Origin of the sequence: Staphylococcus sp. HMSC055C03 (genome assembly GCF_001809385.1) — a bacterium.
In the GTDB taxonomy this organism is placed as follows: domain Bacteria; phylum Bacillota; class Bacilli; order Staphylococcales; family Staphylococcaceae; genus Staphylococcus; species Staphylococcus simulans.
Genome location: NZ_KV797475.1, coordinates 39,250 through 58,646, shown reverse-complemented (window position 1 = coordinate 58,646; position 19,397 = coordinate 39,250). Strand labels below are relative to the sequence as shown.

At 35.7% G+C, this 19,397-nt stretch carries 20 protein-coding genes; 7 read left to right on the top strand and 13 right to left on the bottom strand.

From position 1 onward, the window contains the following. Nucleotides 1-208 precede the first annotated feature (208 nt). From HMPREF2603_RS02260 to HMPREF2603_RS02245, 4 genes are all read right to left on the bottom strand, one after another. Nucleotides 209-382, bottom strand: coding sequence for an NETI motif-containing protein (locus HMPREF2603_RS02260; RefSeq protein ID WP_002481686.1), 174 nt, complete (start codon nucleotides 380-382; stop codon nucleotides 209-211). Next, complete coding sequence (locus HMPREF2603_RS02255) at nucleotides 372-911, bottom strand: DUF2179 domain-containing protein (RefSeq protein ID WP_371099748.1); 540 nt, start codon at nucleotides 909-911, stop codon at nucleotides 372-374. Before HMPREF2603_RS02255 ends, HMPREF2603_RS02260 begins: the two co-directional genes overlap by 11 nt. Nucleotides 912-1,001: 90 nt before the next feature. Further along, nucleotides 1,002-1,847: an ammonia-dependent NAD(+) synthetase gene (gene nadE, locus HMPREF2603_RS02250; RefSeq protein ID WP_002481688.1), complete on the bottom strand. Its 846-nt coding sequence runs from the start codon at nucleotides 1,845-1,847 to the stop codon at nucleotides 1,002-1,004. After that, complete coding sequence (locus HMPREF2603_RS02245; RefSeq protein WP_060803971.1) at nucleotides 1,840-3,309, bottom strand: nicotinate phosphoribosyltransferase; 1,470 nt, start codon at nucleotides 3,307-3,309, stop codon at nucleotides 1,840-1,842. Before HMPREF2603_RS02245 ends, nadE begins: the two co-directional genes overlap by 8 nt. A 250-nt stretch (nucleotides 3,310-3,559) precedes the next feature. Between HMPREF2603_RS02245 and HMPREF2603_RS02240 the strand changes: the two genes are divergently transcribed. Next, entirely contained in the window at nucleotides 3,560-4,639 is a 1,080-nt protein-coding gene (locus tag HMPREF2603_RS02240; RefSeq protein WP_002481690.1) for a nitric oxide synthase oxygenase, read from the top strand. A 31-nt stretch (nucleotides 4,640-4,670) separates the two neighbouring features. Further along, nucleotides 4,671-5,477 (top strand): prephenate dehydratase, encoded by an 807-nt coding sequence (locus HMPREF2603_RS02235; protein ID WP_060803972.1) that lies wholly within the window; start codon nucleotides 4,671-4,673, stop codon nucleotides 5,475-5,477. A gap of 93 nt (nucleotides 5,478-5,570) precedes the next feature. Here HMPREF2603_RS02235 and HMPREF2603_RS02230 read toward each other — a convergent pair whose 3' ends face one another. The 3 genes from HMPREF2603_RS02230 to HMPREF2603_RS02220 form a co-directional block, all read right to left on the bottom strand. Further along, nucleotides 5,571-6,947 carry an aldehyde dehydrogenase gene (locus tag HMPREF2603_RS02230; protein ID WP_023015878.1) on the bottom strand — a complete coding sequence of 459 codons (1,377 nt, stop codon included), beginning with the start codon at nucleotides 6,945-6,947 and terminating at the stop codon, nucleotides 5,571-5,573. Nucleotides 6,948-7,165: 218 nt separating this feature from the next. Beyond that, nucleotides 7,166-8,092 carry a manganese-dependent inorganic pyrophosphatase gene (locus HMPREF2603_RS02225; protein WP_002481693.1) on the bottom strand — a complete coding sequence of 309 codons (927 nt, stop codon included), beginning with the start codon at nucleotides 8,090-8,092 and terminating at the stop codon, nucleotides 7,166-7,168. Nucleotides 8,093-8,167: 75 nt separating this feature from the next. Further along, nucleotides 8,168-8,719, bottom strand: a complete 552-nt coding sequence (locus HMPREF2603_RS02220) for a cysteine hydrolase family protein (RefSeq protein WP_060803973.1) — start codon at nucleotides 8,717-8,719, stop codon at nucleotides 8,168-8,170. Between the two features lie 119 nt (nucleotides 8,720-8,838). Here HMPREF2603_RS02220 and HMPREF2603_RS02215 point away from each other — a divergent pair, with 119 nt between their 5' ends. Next, nucleotides 8,839-9,957 (top strand): glycosyl hydrolase family 28-related protein, encoded by a 1,119-nt coding sequence (locus tag HMPREF2603_RS02215; protein ID WP_002481695.1) that lies wholly within the window; start codon nucleotides 8,839-8,841, stop codon nucleotides 9,955-9,957. Nucleotides 9,958-10,022: 65 nt separating this feature from the next. Here the strand turns inward: HMPREF2603_RS02215 and HMPREF2603_RS02210 are convergent, their stop codons facing one another. Together HMPREF2603_RS02210 and HMPREF2603_RS02205 are read right to left on the bottom strand one after the other, a co-directional pair. Further along, complete coding sequence (locus HMPREF2603_RS02210) at nucleotides 10,023-11,585, bottom strand: SLC13 family permease (RefSeq protein ID WP_002481696.1); 1,563 nt, start codon at nucleotides 11,583-11,585, stop codon at nucleotides 10,023-10,025. A 256-nt stretch (nucleotides 11,586-11,841) separates the two neighbouring features. After that, nucleotides 11,842-12,876 (bottom strand): 6-phosphogluconolactonase, encoded by a 1,035-nt coding sequence (locus HMPREF2603_RS02205; protein ID WP_002481697.1) that lies wholly within the window; start codon nucleotides 12,874-12,876, stop codon nucleotides 11,842-11,844. A gap of 167 nt (nucleotides 12,877-13,043) precedes the next feature. Here HMPREF2603_RS02205 and HMPREF2603_RS02200 point away from each other — a divergent pair, with 167 nt between their 5' ends. Further along, nucleotides 13,044-13,454: a YolD-like family protein gene (locus tag HMPREF2603_RS02200; protein ID WP_023015882.1), complete on the top strand. Its 411-nt coding sequence runs from the start codon at nucleotides 13,044-13,046 to the stop codon at nucleotides 13,452-13,454. A gap of 72 nt (nucleotides 13,455-13,526) precedes the next feature. On the opposite strand, the gene HMPREF2603_RS02195 is transcribed toward HMPREF2603_RS02200, so the two are convergent. Next, nucleotides 13,527-13,703 carry a hypothetical protein gene (locus HMPREF2603_RS02195; RefSeq protein ID WP_096754678.1) on the bottom strand — a complete coding sequence of 59 codons (177 nt, stop codon included), beginning with the start codon at nucleotides 13,701-13,703 and terminating at the stop codon, nucleotides 13,527-13,529. Nucleotides 13,704-14,109: 406 nt separating this feature from the next. Here HMPREF2603_RS02195 and HMPREF2603_RS02190 point away from each other — a divergent pair, with 406 nt between their 5' ends. The 3 genes from HMPREF2603_RS02190 to HMPREF2603_RS02180 all read left to right on the top strand — a co-directional run bounded on the left by HMPREF2603_RS02190 (nucleotide 14,110) and on the right by HMPREF2603_RS02180 (nucleotide 17,196). Further along, nucleotides 14,110-15,153 (top strand): C45 family autoproteolytic acyltransferase/hydrolase, encoded by a 1,044-nt coding sequence (locus tag HMPREF2603_RS02190; RefSeq protein WP_002481700.1) that lies wholly within the window; start codon nucleotides 14,110-14,112, stop codon nucleotides 15,151-15,153. 294 nt (nucleotides 15,154-15,447) lie between these two features. Continuing rightward, nucleotides 15,448-16,497 carry an ABC transporter permease gene (locus HMPREF2603_RS02185; protein WP_060803974.1) on the top strand — a complete coding sequence of 350 codons (1,050 nt, stop codon included), beginning with the start codon at nucleotides 15,448-15,450 and terminating at the stop codon, nucleotides 16,495-16,497. 18 nt (nucleotides 16,498-16,515) lie between these two features. Continuing rightward, entirely contained in the window at nucleotides 16,516-17,196 is a 681-nt protein-coding gene (locus HMPREF2603_RS02180; protein ID WP_060803975.1) for an ABC transporter ATP-binding protein, read from the top strand. 77 nt (nucleotides 17,197-17,273) lie between these two features. On the opposite strand, the gene HMPREF2603_RS02175 is transcribed toward HMPREF2603_RS02180, so the two are convergent. The 3 genes from HMPREF2603_RS02175 to HMPREF2603_RS02165 all read right to left on the bottom strand — a co-directional run bounded on the left by HMPREF2603_RS02175 (nucleotide 17,274) and on the right by HMPREF2603_RS02165 (nucleotide 19,301). Further along, complete coding sequence (locus HMPREF2603_RS02175; RefSeq protein WP_060803976.1) at nucleotides 17,274-18,110, bottom strand: DUF4097 family beta strand repeat-containing protein; 837 nt, start codon at nucleotides 18,108-18,110, stop codon at nucleotides 17,274-17,276. Continuing rightward, entirely contained in the window at nucleotides 18,107-18,667 is a 561-nt protein-coding gene (locus HMPREF2603_RS02170; protein WP_002481704.1) for an HAAS signaling domain-containing protein, read from the bottom strand. The genes HMPREF2603_RS02175 and HMPREF2603_RS02170 overlap by 4 nt, the downstream gene beginning before the upstream one ends. Nucleotides 18,668-18,815: 148 nt before the next feature. Continuing rightward, on the bottom strand, nucleotides 18,816-19,301 hold the full coding sequence (locus HMPREF2603_RS02165; protein ID WP_226956295.1) for a hypothetical protein: 486 nt from the start codon (nucleotides 19,299-19,301) through the stop codon (nucleotides 18,816-18,818). Nucleotides 19,302-19,397 lie beyond the last annotated feature (96 nt).

Here is a 19,397-nt window from a genome sequence, read left to right as displayed (position 1 = left end):
TAAACTCCTATCTTAAAGTTTGATTTTAAATGTGGACGCTCACAGAACATGTACATTCTTCAAAATATCCTGCAAAACGTTCGACTTTTTACTCTTATACTCTCTATTTTAACAGAATTTTTTTCAAATGTATAAGGCTTTCCAAACTTTTATCTAAAAAGCCCAACTCGTATTTCATTTCAAAATACAAATTGGGCTTTCTGCACATTTATTGAATTTTCTTACCGACAAATTGTATATGTTGACGCTCAACTTCTATACTGCCGTCTTTATTTTCACGATAGACTGGTTTCTCAAACCGCTTCACTGGCATATAGCCTGCTTCACGCATACGTGCTAAACATTCTTGAATCGTTTCGTTTTCTGCTACTTCAAATTTCATCTGTATCATACGCCTTCAATCGTTTACTTCTAATACCTTTAACCCAGAAGCCGCCATGTAATGTTCGTGCTTCATAGGCAATGACGAATGCTTTGTCATCAAGTTGTTTGATCGTATCCATCAACTTAAGTTCAAAGCGTCTTGGTGTCAGAATTTGCATGACTAAACGTTCGCCGTCTCGACCATAAGCTGGGAAGTGTGTGACACCGTAACCTAAATTTCTAAGTTGTGTCGGTAAATCTAATTCGTAATTGGCTGTTGTCACATTGACTACAGAATAACCTAATGCAAGTTTCTCTTCAATTTTCATACCGACAATAATGCCGACAGAGAAACCAAACGCATAAGCTACAATATTTTGGAATTTATCCAAGTTAGCCATCACTAAGCCTAATCCGATAATATAGATTAACACTTCAAGGAAACTAACCGCTGCTGCGACATAACGGTAACCTTTTAAGGTAAGAATCGTACGAACTGTGAGACATGTCACATAAGCAACGTTAATGATAAAAATTGAGAGCAGCATCAGCCATGGGTTTGCTGAAATTACTGACAAAATATATTACCTCTTTTCAAATTGAAATCTAGCTTATTTTATCAGTCGACTGATTATTTGTCACTCTTTTTCTTTCGATGATTCTGATTTTGGCCAAGTGTAGCGTGTGTATGCTAATTCTCGCTTATGCGCATTTCTTAAGTAGTGGCCTTCAATTACTTTTTGATCTTTTTCAGACACAGGTTTGCCTTCTAAATAATCATCAATCGCATCATAAGTCACGCCTAATGCTTCTTCATCTGGAAGTTGCGGTTTGTCATCTTCTAAATCAGCAGTCGGCACTTTTTCATAAAGATGTTTCGGTGCATTTAAGTATGCCAATAATTGACGCCCTTGTCGCTTATTTAAGCCGAATAGAGGCGCTATATCTGCAGCGCCATCGCCATATTTTGTGAAGAAGCCTGTAATATTTTCTGCAGAATGATCAGTTCCGATGACAATACCGCTTTGGTTTGCCGCAATCGCAAATTGAACTTTCATACGTTCACGTGCTTTTTCATTACCGCGTTGAAAGTCTGTTAATTCAAATCCAGCTTCATTCAATGCATTAACACTTTGATCAACTGCCGGTTTAATATTAACCGTGACAGTTTCATCTGGTTGAATGAACTTCAAAGCATCTTCAACTTCATCTGCGTCTTTTTGTACACCATATGGTAACTTAACTGCGATAAAGCGTACGTTTCTGCCTTCTTCTCGTAACTGTTCTACCGCAATTTGACACAAACGACCGGCAAGTGTTGAATCTTGGCCGCCTGAAATCCCCAATACTAACGATTGGATAAAACCATGACTTTGAACATAGTGTTTAATAAAGTGAATGAGTTCATGGACTTCACTTTCACTATCGATGGATGGTTTAACTTTCATTTCTTTAACAATAATATCCTGCAATTCACTACTCATGTCGTTCCTCCATTTCTTTGACATCTTCTGCGACTTCAAAGATTTTTTGTTGTTTGTTATCCCAACATGCTTTACTTAAATCAACAGGGTACTCTTGAGGGTTCAAGAAACGTTTGTTTTCTTCCCATAGATGTTCTAAATTTGTTTTTAAGAAGGCTTGGGCTGTTTTTTCGTGTGGTAATTCATAAACTAATTTACCTTCAGTATAGATATCTTTATGCAAATCAATCGCTTCGAATGATTTTACTTTCTTACTTTTATACGTATGCACCGGGTGGAACAATTTCAATGGTTGTTCTGCATATGGATCTTCATGTGCAAGTGTAATATAATCCCCTTCTGCTTTACCTGTTGCTTTATTAATAATACGATAAACATTTTTCTTACCAGGTGTTGTTACTTTCTCCGCATTGTTTGATAGTTTAATACGGTCTTGGTACTCACCTGATTCATCTTCAACAGCAACAAGTTTATAAACTGCTCCTAATGCTGGTTGATCATAACCTGTGATTAACTTCGTACCTACACCCCATGAGTCGACTTTCGCACCTTGTGCTTTCAAACTCATGATTGTTTCTTCGTCTAAATCGTTAGATGCAATGATTTTCGCATCAGTGAAACCTGCTTCATCTAACATTTTACGTGCTTCTTTAGATAAGTAAGCAATATCACCTGAATCTAAACGTATACCGATAAAGTTGATTTTATCGCCTAATTCTTGTGCCACTTTAATCGCTGTCGGCACACCTGATTTTAACGTATGGAAAGTATCTACTAAAAAGACACAGTCTTTATGACGCTCTGCATATTTTTTAAATGCAACATATTCATCACCATAAGTTTGTACAAAAGCATGCGCATGTGTACCGGATACAGGAATACCGAATAATTTACCCGCTCTGACATTACTTGTAGAATCAAAGCCGCCGATAATAGCTGCTCTTGCTCCCCATAATGCTGCGTCTTCTTCTTGTGCACGTCTTGTACCAAATTCCATTAATAAGTCGTTAGGTGCGACTTGTTTAATCCTGCTTGCTTTTGTCGCAATCAACGTATGGAAGTTAACGATATTTAATAAAATCGTTTCAATTAATTGTGCTTGAATTAATGGTGCCTCTACCCTTACTAAAGGCTCATTATTAAAACATACTTCGCCCTCTTCCATTGCTCGAATGTTTCCAGTAAAGCGCAAGTCTTTCAAATAATCTAAAAAGTCATCTTGGTAACCAATAGATTTTAAATATGTTAAATCCGTTTCAGTAAAATGGAAATTTTCGATAAATTGAATAATTCTGCGTAATCCATTAAATACAGCATAACCGCTGTCGAATGGCATCTTGCGGAAATATAAATCAAAGACCGCCTTTCTTTCATGAACATTATCATACCAATAACTTTCAACCATATTAATTTGGTATAAGTCATTATGAAGCATTAAGCTGTCATCTCTAAATTGATACATAACTTTCTCCCCAATCAACCTTTTTTGTTTAGTTTATCACATTCTTATAGGCTTTTATACATTCCCCGTTAGGGGGTATGTCATTCTTCGTACAATTGTACCGAAATTGAAATTAAATCAATTAATTTTGTAAATACTTTTTTATTAATGTAATAATTTTGTCAGATTTAGTTGGATTTCTATATTTTGTGTGACATCTTTACTAGGGGTTTTCCCTTATTACTCCTATAATAAAGATGAGGTGAAGAAAATGTTATTAGAGAAAGCGACTGAATTTATTCACACAATGTATCGAGAGTTGAATTATGACGAAAATGTTATTCAAGAGAGATTAGAAGCAATCGAAAAGGAAATTAACGAAACTGGCACGTATCACCATACGACGGAAGAACTAACATATGGTGCACGTATGGCCTGGCGTAATTCCAATCGTTGTATCGGACGATTATTTTGGGAAACGTTAATCGTTCAAGATGCACGTGACGTCAAAGACAATGATGCCTTTATCGAATCTATCCACAAACATTTAGACGAAGCGACAAACGGTGGAAAAATTCAATCTTACATTACGATTTATGCGCAAGAAGAAGATCATCCGCCTATCATCTATAATAATCAATTAATTCGCTATGCAGGTTATGAAGATGCTGGGGATCCTGCGGAACGCGAGATGACTAAAACTGCACAACACTTAGGTTGGCAAGGTGCAGGTACAGATTTTGATGTCTTACCATTGATTTATAAATTGCCTGGTGAGCGCTTCCCGCGCCTGCATGATTTACCTGAAGAACTGGTCCTAGAAGTTCCAATCGAACACCGCCATTACCCTAAACTCGCTGACTTAGGATTGAAATGGTATGCGGTACCGATTATTTCTAGTATGGATTTAAAAATCGGCGGTATTACTTATCCAACAGTACCATTTAATGGCTGGTATATGGTAAATGAAATTGCTGTACGTAATTTTACTGACACATACCGCTATAATTTAATAGAAAAAGTTGCAGAAGCGTTTGAATTTGATACACTTAAAAATACTTCATTCAATAAAGATCGTATTATGGTAGAACTGAATGATGCAGTGTATCATTCGTTTAAAAAAGTAGGCGCATCGATTGTCGATCACCTAACAGCTGCTAAACAATTCGAACACTTTGAATCCAATGAAGCAAAAGCCAATCGTGAAGTTACTGGAAAATGGTCTTGGCTCGTACCATCACTGTCACCTACTCTGGTTTCAAACTATCATCATGGGTATAAAAATGTGATGAAAGAACCAAATTTCTTTTATAAGAAACCAGCAGAAACAACTGGGTGCCCTTTCCATTAACTGTGCGTCACATCAAAGGGGAAATGCAAAAATGAATTTATATTATTTAGGTCCAAGGGGTACATTTTCATATCTTGCTTCTAAAAAGTATTTAACAGAAACAGAAGCTGACTATCATCCAAAATCCAACTTATATGAAGTCGTTCAAGCGGTTCAAAATGACTCAGATAGCATTGGTATTGTACCGATTGAGAATTCAATTGAAGGAACAATCAACATCATCGCAGATGGCTTAGCACATCAAAATATATACGCCATTGGTGAAATCCATTTAAATATCCAATTCGGATTATATGCTTTAGCTGGTACACCAATCGAAGCGATTGATACAGTATATTCTATCGCACCTGCAATCAGTCAAACTAACCAATTTATCCAGCGTCATCAATTTCAAATCGGCTATTCAGAAAGTACCGTTCAAAGTTTAGATTTTATTGATGAACATACGGGCGCGATTGCACCGCTAGTTATCAATGAAGATCATCGTCTAGAAGCAATTGAACAAAATATTGAAGATTTTCCACATAATGTGACCCGCTTCTTAATCATAGGTAATCACTTAACTATCGCTGAAGATGCGACAGACACTGTATTAATGATTACACCAGAACAAGATAGAGCCGGGTTGCTTGCGAATATTTTAAATACATTCGCAATTTTCAATATCAACTTATCTTGGATTGAATCACGTCCGCTTAAAACACAATTAGGCAGATATCGCTTCTTTGTCCAAGCCGATGCTACGCTTAATTCTGAATTAGACAAAGTGATTAAAATACTTGAAACCTTAGATTATCAAGTGAAAATCATCGGTTCTTTCAAGAAACAAACTAAATAAGATATATTCTAAATAAACTGGGTCGAACCTTGCTTTCAAAGTTCGACCCAGTTTTATTATTGTTATTCTACTTCAATCAGATAGTTCATTTTACTATTTGAATAAATTTTTAATATAAGAGAATTTCCCTTTGTAAGGCGGGAATATTATTCCAGATTCTAAGCGTGTAGTTTTATAAATATATGATTTCTCGTGTGTGAACGTATAGAACGAATACTTACCATGATACTTACCGAAACCAGAAGCGCCTACACCGCCGAATGGCAGATTTGGATTCGCTAACTGCATTAACGTATCATTGATAGCACCGCCGCCAAAGGATAGTTCATTTAAGACACGATCCGTATTATTTTCATCTTCACTGAACAAATAGAGTGATAACGGACGTGTTCGTGCTTGAATAAATTCGACCGCTTCATCAAATGTTTGATACGTCAACAACGGTAAAATCGGTCCAAAGATTTCTTCTTCCATCACTGAATCTTGTGGAGTCACGTTATCTAATACCGTTGGCGCAATATAACGTGAAGGTTCATGTGTTTCACCGCCGATAGCCACTTTATCTTGATTGTCCTGAATCAACGCTTGTAAACGCTCAAAATGCTTATCATTCACAATGCGTCCGAAATCTTCACTTTTATCCGGTTCTTTGCCATAGAACTCTTTAATAGTACCTTGCAAGGCCTTGATCAAGTCTGCTTTGACCGACTCATGGACCAAGATATAGTCAGGAGCTACACACGTTTGACCCGCATTGATAAATTTTCCAAACGCAATACGTTCACTTGCGACTTTCAAATTTGCTGTCTCATCTACAATAACCGGTGACTTGCCGCCAAGTTCTAACGTCACAGGTGTCAAATGACGACTTGCTGCTTCATATACAATACGTCCGACACGTTCACTGCCTGTAAAGAAAATATAATCAAATGGTTGTTCTAACAAGACTTGTGTCTCTTCAACACCGCCTTCAACTGAAGTAATATAAGCTGATTCAAATGCTTCTTCAATGACTTTTGTAATCACAGAAGCTACATTCGGTGTCAGCTCTGAAGGTTTGATAATTGCTGTATTACCAGCTGCGATCGCACCAATTAAAGGTTCAAATACAAGTTGAACTGGATAGTTGAAAGGTCCGATAATCAAAACTGTGCCTAATGGTTCTTTTTTAATATAACTTTTACTCGGGAACAAATAGAGCGGCGTGTTCACTTGTTTCGTTTTCGCCCATTTATGTATATCTTTACGAGCGGCACTGATACTTTTTAATACGACACCGATTTCGGTCGCATACGCTTCTACTTTATTTTTTCCTAAGTCTAAATGCAATGCGGCTAAAAGTTGATTTTCATATTTATTAATCGCATGTTTCAATGCTTTAAGTTGTTTTCTACGGTATTTAATATCTTTAGTAATATGCGTTTTAAAATACCCTTGGCAGTCTTTAAATTTTTCCTCGATTGATTTCAAAGGTTCTCTAACTCCTTTCGTACAATTATCCTTGTTACTCAATTTTACCCTAATTTTAATCTTTTATAATGATTTTATTACTTTTACCAACACTTCAATTACCAAAATTTATAATAAAAAACTGGAAAAAGCAAGATGACACAATGAATGCTTGTTTGTTTATCATCTTAGCCCATTCCAGTTTAATCTATATTCATGCATAAACAGCGTCTAACTGCTTATGATAATGTTTCAGTGATTGGCGGTACGATTTGTTTCTTACGAGATACTACACCTGGTAAGAATGCTGTGTTGTTATCTAACTCAACACCAAATGCTTGCGCAATTTTATCTTTGTCTTCACCTAATACTAAGATAGCTGAATCACTATTTAAAATATCTGTCGCAACTAATACGAAGATATCATATTCAGCATTATTTAATGTTTCAGTGATAGCTTGTTCTAACTCAGCTTGACGGCCTAAAATTTCATTTAAGTCTACTGTGTTAACTTGGCCGATACGTACTGTGTAATCACCCATGTTGAATGATTTTGCATCTGCATTGATTAATTCAACTGCTGTTTTATTCAATGTAGAAGCACCTGCTTTTAACATTTCTAAACCGTATTCTTGTGCATCTACACCAGCAATTTTTTCTAATGCTTTTGCTGCGTCTTTATCTTGCTCAGTGCAAGTTGGTGATTTGAATAATAAGCTGTCTGAAATGATGGCAGATAACATTAAACCAGCAATTTCCGGTTTGATATCAAAACCTTTTTCATTGAACATTTTGTATAAAATTGTTGCTGTGCAACCTAGTGGTTCTGCACGGTAGCATAACGGACCAGCTGTGTGGAAGTTAGCGATTCTGTGGTGATCCACAACGTGGCGGATATTGGCACCTTCAATTGAATCTGCACTTTGTTGGAATTCGTTATGGTCTACTAAAATAACGTCTTTACCTGTTAAATCATCTGATAATAATTCTGGTGCTTCTACTTTAAAGTAATCTAAAGCATATTGCGTTTCAGGGCCCACTTCACCTAAGCGATATGCTTTCGCAGAAGTATTGCCGTTTAATTGTTCAAATTCAGCCATAATGATGGCAGAGTTAATTGCGTCTGTATCTGGACTTTTATGCCCGAAAATATAAGTACTTTCCATGTCCTGAGACACTCCTTGTCATTAATTATTGTAATTCATACCTATTTAATCCTATTTTATCACGAGTCTATTCTGTTATTCTACCTTCGCACCTAAGACATTTTTAAAATGTTCTAACGCAAAGTTATGACCTTCTGGATTAAACGATGCAACACCTTTTGTCGGTATAGTGATTGCATACCCTTTATTATAACCGGAAATAGCTGTATGCAGTACACAAATATCTGTACATACACCAACAATTTCGATTTCAATAATACCGCGTTCACGTAATAAACTATCTAAAGGTGTACCAAAGAAAGAATCGTAGCGGCGTTTATCTAAATAATGCACATGTTCATGTGATTCAATTTTTTCATAAACATCTTTAACTTTACCGTATAAATCTCTTCCTGAAGTGCCTTGGATATTATGCGGCGGGAATAATTTACTTTCTGGATGATACGGATCGTTTTCATAATGCAGATCCATCATGACAAAGATTGCTTCCCCTTCTTTATCATACGCTTCCATACGTTCTGCGATAAAATTGTCTAGCGCCTGACCAGGTTCTCCACAAGTCAACTTGCCGTCCGGTGCGACAAAATCATATGAATAATCTACAACAATTAAAGCTTTTTTTGCCATAATGCGTTACCCCCAATTTTGTGATATCTTGTTAATTAATAGGATAACCTAAATTTGACAAATTATCGAGTTTACCCCGTTTTATACAACTAATGAAATAAAGAAAGCAGGTCAAAACCATGTTGATATACCCAACTGAATTCGGATTAACAGGTCAAAATAAACATAAGGATACAAAAGCATTACAGCATGCATTAAATCTCGCAAAACAACATCCAGGCAGTATGATTTTTGTGCCGAAAGGAGAATTTCATGTCAAACGTGCCTTAACGATTTATGAAGGCACGACACTATTCTTACATGAAGAAGCAATTATTAAGCGTCAAGGCAAAGATGCATTACTTAAAAATGGGATGCGAAATGGACTTTATCATGGTTATACCGGCAATAGCCATATCACAATTATCGGCGGTACATTCGATATGAATGGCAGTCGTATTCCAGACAACAACACTGCGATGTGCTTAGGTCACGCACAAAGTATTGTATTATATAATATCCGCTTCAAAGACATCGTCGGCGGTCACGCAATTGATGCATGCGGTGTTGAAGATACGCTGATCACACGCTGCAGTTTCGAAGGCTTTTTAGATATTGATGGTGATCGCAGCTTTTCTGAAGCAATACAACTTGATATTCAAGTACCAGGTGCTTTCCCTAAATTCGGAACGCGAGATGGTACAATTACAAGAAACACTATGGTTTCTGAATGCTATTTCGGTCCTTCAGAAACACCAGGCTTCAAGAGTTGGAATCGCGCAATCGGTTCACATGCAACACGTCACAATCAGTTTTATCACGATATTTTTATCTATCGCAACACATTCCATCAGACACAAGATTTTGCGTTGACACCTTTTAAAGCACACAGCTTATATATCATGGATAATCATTTCTTAAATTGTGCTGGCGGCGTGCGTTTTTTAGGCACGAAAGATGATAAAAACACTGCAGATGTACTGACTGGACAACGTATGGGAGCTCAAGGCGGTCGTGAACTTTATATTATTAATAACCAGTTTGAAGGGCCTATGACCAAAGACGCGATTCATATTCGCGGTTACTATAATACGCAGCACAAAGATGTATTAATTGCTGAGAATCAGTTTGATACATCACAAACTTTAACATTGCATGATATTGATGGTCTGTATTTTGATCAACCCGAACTAAAACCTGCACAAATCAAACGTCGCAACCTTTCACACATCTATCAATCACCAACACTTAAATCATAATTAAAATCAACATAAAAGAAGGAGATAGGTTTAAAGTACAATACTTTAGCCTATCTCCTTTATTATTATTTAAGTGGTTTTAATGGTTCGCTAATATCTATACCTAATGCATATGGCATTAAGAAATAAACTACTAATATAATGAGAACTGCACTGATTAAGTTGACCCAGAAGCCGACACTTGCCATTTTCTTAATAGAAATCAAACCTGTCCCGAAGACAATGGCGTTCGGTGGTGTACCGACTGGCATCATGTAAGCACAGTTTGAAGCCATTGCGGCTGGCACCATTAATAATAATGGGTGCACGCCGATTGCGACAGATAGTGTTGCTAAAATTGGTAAAATCATAGTCGCAGTCGCTGTATTGGATGTAACTTCTGTTAAGAATAACACAAACATAGTGATTACAATCACGATGAGTAAAGGACTGACACCATTTAATGCTGTCAATTGTGCACCTAACCATTTCGCTAAGCCGCTCTCTGAAATACCTTTTGCTAAAGCTAAACCGCCTCCGAATAAGATCAGTACGCCCCATGGCAATTCTTTCGCAACTTCCCAGTCAATAATGCGTTTGTATTTTTTATTATTTTTAGCTGGAATAATGAATAATATAATTGACACGAACATCGCAATCGTACCATCTTGAACAAGTGAGGTCGGTCCCCATTGTTTGAGTAAAAACTCTCTGATAATCCATAAAATACTTGCTGTGGTAAAGACAGTGAAAACAACTTTCTCTTCAAATGTGACTTTGCCTAATTCTTTCAACTTGGTTTTGATTAAATCATCACCGCCAGGCAAATGTTTCAATTCTTGTTTAAAGGCAACAAAACGTAAGTAAACCCAAGCCAAGAATAATAAGATAATAACTGTCGGAATACCAATCAACATCCATTTCGCAAAGCTGATTTCTTCACCGAATGCTGTATGGTATTGCCCTTTCAAAATAATTAAAGGCGGTGTTCCAATCAATGTTCCCATACCGCCAATCGTTCCTGCATAACCGATCGCAAGGACTAATGACTTTTCAAATTTAGATAAATTGTGTTTATGATGTTCTTTATCGTTTAAAGCTTTCGCTTCTGCGATAATCGCTAAGCCGATTGGAATCATAATCATTACTGCTGCTGTATTAGATACAAACATTGATAAGCCGCCAGTTGCTAACATAAAGCCTAATAAAATTTTCCCAGTACTTGTTCCGATACTATTGATAATAATTAAAGCTACGCGTGTATGTAAGTTCCATCTTTCCATCGCAATCGCAAGCACGAAGCCGCCTAAGAATAAGAAAATAATATCATTACCATATTCAGAAGTAACTTGTGCAGGATCCATGACATGACCTATCGGCATCAGCACTAATGGCATTAAGCTGGTTGCCGGAATAGGAATCGCTTCTGTAATCCACCACACCGCAATCCATGCAGTACTTGCTAAAACGAAAACCCCTTGATGTGATAAACCTTCAGGATGTACAAACATTAAAATCAACGCAAAGAGTACAGGTCCTAAAATCAAACCTATTAATTGGCCTAAGTTATAAGATTTTTGTTTCTTTGGTTGAGAAAAGAATGTCAGACGTCCCGGTATGCGAAAAGTTGTTTGTTGTGAATGACGCATAACCAATCCCCCCTTGAATTCAACATGTTTTACTTTAAATCAATCGAAAATTAAATCTGATACTGATTTAAAGCACCCCTGTACATGTTGTTTTTTTAATTTTATCACAAAAATCCGTATATTTAACCAAAATCATGCAAACGGTTACATAACCTTTTATAATTCATATGATAAATAATTCTTATAACAATTCCATAAAAAAACCAGCACCTATCAAAAGATGCTGGTTACTCTATACATTTACAACTGTTTTACTTTAATCAAAAATGACACAGACACCTTCTGCAGCATGTTGTTTGTCATCTGTTAATGTCAGTTGGCCTGTTTCTTTATTACGTTTTAAAACAGTCACTGGAGAATCCCCTTCTTGATGTGCACATACAATATATTGATCATCATCTGAAATATTGAAGTCACGTGGGAATTCACCGCCAGTTTTCACGATTTCAACTAATTTTAATGTGTCACCTTTGTCGCTGACTTCGAATACTGCAATACTGTCGTGACCACGGTTGCTGACATATAAGAAACGTTGGTCATGAGATAAATGTACTGCAGCCAGTTTCGTTGCTTCTCTGAAGTCATCTGGAATCGTTACATAAACGCCTACTTCTTCAAAATGGCCGTCATCATATTTGGTAACACTCACTTTATTTGAAAGTTCATGTACAACATATGCATAAGGTTGATTTTCATGGAATGCGATATGGCGTGGGCCATAACCTGCAGTAAATTCAGATACCGCTGCTTCATGATAGCCTTCTTCATCATATGTGTAGCTGACTACTCTGTCTGTACCTAAATCGCATGCAGCAACATATTTTTTATCTGGAGTTTGTTGCACATAATGGACATGTGCATGTTCTTGACGTTCATGCGGGCCTGTCGGATATTTATGTTCCAACTCTTCAATCAAACGTACAACTTCACCTGTTGCTGCATCTAATTCGTATAAACGTAAAAGTCCTGCACCATAGACCGCTTCAAATAAATAATTGCCATCTTCTGATACAGAAATATAACATCCTGTGCCTTCGACAGAGTCTAAGCATTTATTAAGTAAAGTCAATGTGCCGTCATTTTCAACTCTGAAACTTGCGACACCGCAGCGTTCGCCTTCTTTCGTAATCGCATATAAAAATTGATTGTGGCGTGCAATAAAAGTAGAAGCCTCAATTTCATAGGCAGTCGCAACTTCAGTGACTGCTGCTTTGTCTTCGTCTAGTACGAAGCGGTAAATCCCTTTACCCTCTTTCTTTGTGTAAGATCCAATATAACCTGATTTCGTCATATTATTACCTCCTCATCTTACCTCCTATTGTACGGGATTATTCTGAAAAATGATAATAGTTCAATTCTGAAACGGTTTTCTTCTGCTAAACTATTAATTACAGTTGAAAATACGAACAAGTGTTCGTATAATGAAATTATCAACTCTTACTCAAGCAGGTGATAGTGATGGAAACGTCTAAAGAAGAAACAGATTATCGAAAAATTCCACGGGAGGAGCTCGATGCGAATATCCCGATGGGCAGAGGCATGGTGAAATGGGCACCTTTTGCAACATTGCCCGAACAGTTTGAACGTCTGCATCAATATGCGGTAGATCAAACTAAGATAGAACGCCCTATTTTATCTGAAGATCAAATTCATGAATTGAACCAACAGATTCATATCGCATTTCAAGAACAATGTCCCATTCGTGTGCGCTACTTTAAAGGAGGTTGGATACAAACTATCAAAATGATGCCAGACAAAATCAATTACTTAGATCAAGTCTTAATCGGTATCAATTTGAAACAACAGCAGCAAATTAAACTTTCTTTGCTTGATATTGTCCAAATCACATTATGTCGTAACGCTTCTTAGCCTTTTAGGCTCATGAAAAAAGCACTTGCTGAATTCAACTCAGCAAGTGCTTTTACATTAATTCTATTACAATTAATTACTGTTGCCTGATTCAATATCAGCAACGATTTCTTTTGTTCTTCTTTCGATATCTTCAAAGTCTTTCTTGAAGATGAAAGCAAATACAGCCACACCTACGCCAACTACAACTGACACGATAAGTGCTAAACTGAAGAAGAATTTAAAAAAGCCTTTAATAAAGTCTAACATTTTGATTTCACCTCTATAAAAATAATCGCCTGCATGCTCTAATAATAGCATACTTAAATTGGTCATTAAAACATATACCCTATATTAAAAAAGCTAAAGCATGTCTAAAGCCATTATACTAAAAAGAGGCTAACCGAAAAAGGTTAACCTCTTAAAATCACAAGAATTACGTATTACGCGCCTCTCCACCATCTGTAAACAGCGGCATATGCTTTATTATAATAATCTTGTACCATATGAATCACCTCTAAACGTAATCTATCTTCGTTTCAAGTGACATTTACAAACCGTATTTACAGTTTTTTCTCTACATATATATTATAATATGGTTTGATTTCCCAAGTCTATTAATAAATAATTACATTCTTGTAACATTATCAAGAGAAACATTAAGGGGTTATTTTGAATGCAAAAAGTACACTCAGATATTATGACATTTCGAGGATCACATTATGATTTAGGTGTTGAAACAGGCAAGTGGATGAAAACAACTAAACTCATGCAAAATAGAGAAAAAGAATGGAAGAAACGCTTACCACGCTTTGATATCGATGTTAATGAAACACATGCAATCTTCCAACAATATGCACCGCAAATTTGGGAAGAATTAATGGGTATGCGTGAAGTGCTTGAATTACCGATTAGACAAATTGTTTTTAATTTTGCACATTATCGTTTTACACCTATTAAGAAAGACAGCGGCTGTACAGTCTTTCTTGGCGACAATTATTTAGTGCGCAATTATGACTATCACCCTGCCACATATGATGGTCGCTATTTATTATATGAACCAAATGACGGTGGATTAGCCCAAATTGGTCCTACTTCTCGCGTCACAGGCAGAATGGATGGGCTTAATTCTGCGGGTCTCGCTATGGGCTATAATTTTATGCATCGTAAACATCCGCAAGACGGGTTTGTTTGTTATATGATTGGACGCTTAATTTTAGAACTTTGTCGTGATACAGATGAAGCCATTCGTTTATTAAAAGAAATTCCTCATCGTAGTTCATTCAGTTACATTATGATGGATAAACATAATCAACACGCGATTGTAGAAGTGACACCTAGAGGTCTAGATGTACGTTATGATCGTACGTGCACTAACCATTTCAAGTTGCTGACGCATGAAAATCGTAACTACACCAAAGAATCTAAAGCACGATTAGCTAAAACTTTAAAACAAACAGATATCCATATGGATAAAATGAAAGCTTTTGAAGTTTTTAATGATCCGCAATATGAAATTTACAGTAAGCTCTTCAGCAGCTGGTCTGGTACTATTCATACATCTATGTATCAACCAGAAACAATGAAAGCTTGGATCAGTTTAGGCGAAAATCAAACACCTGTATGCATTGATTTTAATCAATGGCTTAACCACAACGAACTAGATATTACCTCTCTTCATGGCGAAATTGATACAGACATTGCCTTCGCATCTGAATAATAGATTAAAAGCGGAAAGACACTGTGCTAAAGTCTTTTCGCTTTTATTTTTATCTGCTCTATTAGAAAAAGCAAGACTTTACTTGATTTAAGAATATCTTGAAATTCTTTATCCCAATCTAAATTAACTCCCAACCCACTTCTTTTATTAAAAGTATTCGCAAAAAAAGTTTGATACATTTTGTTTTATTTTTCATATTTGAGTTATATAAGTTATAATTGATTAATTAAGTTGATAGTCTTCAATCATAATCAACTCAACATTCAAAATTAAATACTCGAGAGGAGTTCTCCTATGTTTTTAGCTTGGAACGAGATGAAACGAAATAAATTAAAATTCGGATTAATCATCGGTGTGCTGATTATGATCAGTTACCTGCTCTTTTTACTTTCAGGCCTTGCGAGCGGTTTAATTAATATGAACCGTGAAGGTATAGATAAATGGCATGCAGATGCGATTGTCTTAAATAAAGATGCGAATCAAACTGTCGCTCAATCTGTCTTCGATACAAAAGAAACAAAAAATCAATTTAAAGAATCCGCGTTACTCAAACAATCTGCCGTTATTGTTTCTAATGGTCAAAAAGAAGAAAATGCCCTCTTATTCGGCGTATCCAAACAATCCTTCTTAATTCCTAAATTACTAGAAGGACATAAATTTAATAAAGATAATGAGGTCATCGCAGATGAAACTTTAAAAGATAAAGGCTTTAAAATCGGCGATAAATTATCTTTATCCCAATCAGATGAAAAGCTGAAAATTGTTGGATTTACGGAAAGCGCAAAATATAACGCATCACCTGTATTATTCGGTAATTATAATACAATTCAAAGTATCAACCCGAAATTAACCAAAGATAAAACGAATGCTGTGGTGGTTCGTGACAAAGATTGGAAAGATAAATCACTCAATTCTGATTTAGAAGCAGTCAGCATTGAAAACTTCGTTGAAAATTTACCTGGTTACACTGCACAAAATCTGACACTTAACTTTATGATTACTTTCTTATTTATTATTTCAGCAACAGTCATCAGTATTTTCTTATATGTCATTACACTTCAAAAAACAAACTTATTCGGTGTATTGAAAGCACAAGGTTTCACAAATGGTTACTTAGCTAAAGTCGTTTTAGCACAAACCTTTATGATTTCTTTAATCGGTACATTAATCGGGTTAGCACTGACACTAATCACAGGTGCCTTTTTACCGAATGCTGTGCCTGTCGCATTTAATCCTGTGACATTAATTATCTATGGACTTGTCTTGATTGTTGTATCACTCATTGGAAGTCTGTTCTCTATTTTAACGATCCGTAAAGTAGACCCATTAAAAGCCATTGGATAAAAAGGAGTGAAAATACTAATGTTAGAGTTTAAAGACGTCACGAAGCGTTTTAAAGATGGTAATAAAATTATCGAAGCTGTTAAACCAACGACAGTACAATTTAATAAGACCGAACTCGTCGGCATCATCGGCCCCTCTGGATCAGGAAAAAGTACGTTCTTGACGATGGCCGGAGCATTACAAACACCGACTGAAGGTGAAATTTATGTGAATGGCCAAGCCATTACACATCTTTCTCAAAAGCAATTAGCACATACGCGTATGAACGAAATCGGCTTTATCTTGCAAGCCACAAACTTGGTTCCTTTTTTAACAGTCAAACAGCAATTTACCTTGTTGAAAAAACAAAAGAAAGATGTGCTAAGTGATAAAGCACTGACTAACTTATTAGAACGATTAGGTTTAAGTGAAGTTCAAAATAAGCTGCCAAGCGAAATTTCTGGCGGCCAGAAACAACGTGTTGCGATTGTCAAAGCATTGTATACAAATCCATCTATTATCTTAGCTGATGAACCTACCGCTTCACTAGATACTGAAAATGCGATGGAAGTCATGAACATCTTAAAGAAAGAAACCAAGGAATTAAATAAAACCTGTCTTGTCGTAACACACGATGAACGTTTAATGAAATTCTGCGATAAAGTATACCAAATGGAAGACGGCGTTTTAGCACAACAAACAGAATCCAGCACATTATAATTGAATAGAAATATAGACAAAGAAAAACGATTTTCATCTAACATTTGATGAAAATCGTTTTTTGGTTGAAACGTTCATTATACTATTGTGATATTACCTTTATTCGTATAGAATTCTAAAACATTTTCACCCTTACCGACTTTATCATTTTTAAAGTGAGGATTTTTTACCAACTTCTTACCTTCAGCAGGGTTTAATCTTAACAATGTATCTTTCGGCGGATGTAAATAGCTTAATGTAATATTGCCACTTTTCGTTGAGGCTTTAATATCACAAGAATTCGCCATCTTTGAGAAATTGATATGACCCGTACCTAATATAAAAATACTTTCTTTTACTAATGAATGATCTCCACTGATACCGCCAGAATGAATTTTGAAATTGCCGTTTTTTAAAGTACTATTTTCAAATGCCAACTTACTGCTCTCTGATTTCATATCTACACTTTCCAACTTGGAATCTTTAATATGTACATCTGATATGTTATTCCAAATTGTGGTTGTCGCAGCTTGTACACCATCCAATTTAATTGCGCCGATATCTGTTGAAATATTAATATCATTTAATTGTTTCTTTGGTACCTCGACAATCATTTCTTGTTTCGTTCTTTTGTATGGATTAATATTAGGCGCTATTTCATCCTTTTTATCTTCAGAAATTTTAAGGATATGATTATGTTCTGAGAAATTAATAGGACGTTGTCCTTTATATTTAAGCTTCAATTCCTTACCTTGTACAATTTTGATGTCTGCACGATTGCCGCTGATTGAAATATCTTGAATGTCTTTATTATGAAATGTCTTTTCAACACGCTCCTCTGGCAAATTACTTTGATCATGAACAAACCAGACTAAAGTGCCGAGTGAGAAGAAAGCAACAAACGTGATCATGCCAATTAATAAAAGTTTTCTCATGCGCTTATGCTCCCTCTAATCAATTTCAAATTCCAACGTAAATACTTCAGAATTAATTTATAAATCACTTCAACCAACTTGAAGATAAAGACAATAAAGATAATTCCAAGACCTGTGTAACTAAAGGCAAATAGGAAATCGCTGAAAACAAATTGTGAAAATCCGCTCATCACATTCGCTACAAATAAAATGATTGGAGATAATAAAAGTACGAGCGAAGCAAGCAATAATATAATCATAAATATAACCACAAAGAATAATGGAATCAATATGATAATTAAAGATAAAATGCCTAGACCTAACGTAGCGAGAACAGCTTTGGTGACATTTTGTGCGTTCGGCGCATATTCAGCATTCTTGATAGCTTTTTGCGCATAAATTTCTTTCGCTATTTTTTTCGGGCTTTCCATTTCATTTAGAATATCGTGTTCTGAGCGCCCTTCTCTTTCACCTTCGTAGAACACATCTTCGTATTCATACATAATTTTATCTTTTTCGTCTCTAGGCAACCATCTTAATTCACTTTCTAAATCATTTAAAAATGTAATTTTATTCACAATGGCCACCTCCAAAATCTACTTGAATTATACTTTAACTTGCAAAGCTTTTAAAATGTTTCCCCTTTGGCCTAAAGAAAATATTATCTTATGTAAAAAGATGGCCGCTTAAATTGCCTTTCAAGTACGCCATCTTTAATTAGAATTCTCATTTGAAATATTCAATTCGTTTAATTTCATCATCTTGATATAAGACTTTAAGTTTTAAATGATTTTCTTTATCAACGTAATTCAACGTTTTATAACCATTCTTACCTTCTGTTAATTGGTAACTGCTGCCTAGTGCTTGAATGACATCGCTGATATCATCCCCTACTTTAAAGCCCATGTTCGTTTCAATTTGTTTATCCTTAATAACAACCATTCCATTAATTTTATGATGTGCCTTATCAACTTTCACCACAAAATTAGGATGCTTATCATTGTAATAAAACGCAAAGCGGTCGACTTGAATATTATGATTTTCATTAAAACCCTTTGGATTAAATGATTGATTCATCTTCATGTTGTTAATTGTCATTTCTGATAAATCAACTGATTTTGTACTACTCATATACCCTGAAATCAATAAAGTTATTACACTTATCGTTGAAAACATAAGTACTGCGACTAATTTATACTTCAAAAGAATCACTCCTTTTTACTGCTCTTTCGTATGTATTTTTCGCACATATTTATCATACTACTATTTTTAGAAATTGCACGGTGCTATTTCACTTATATATTACTT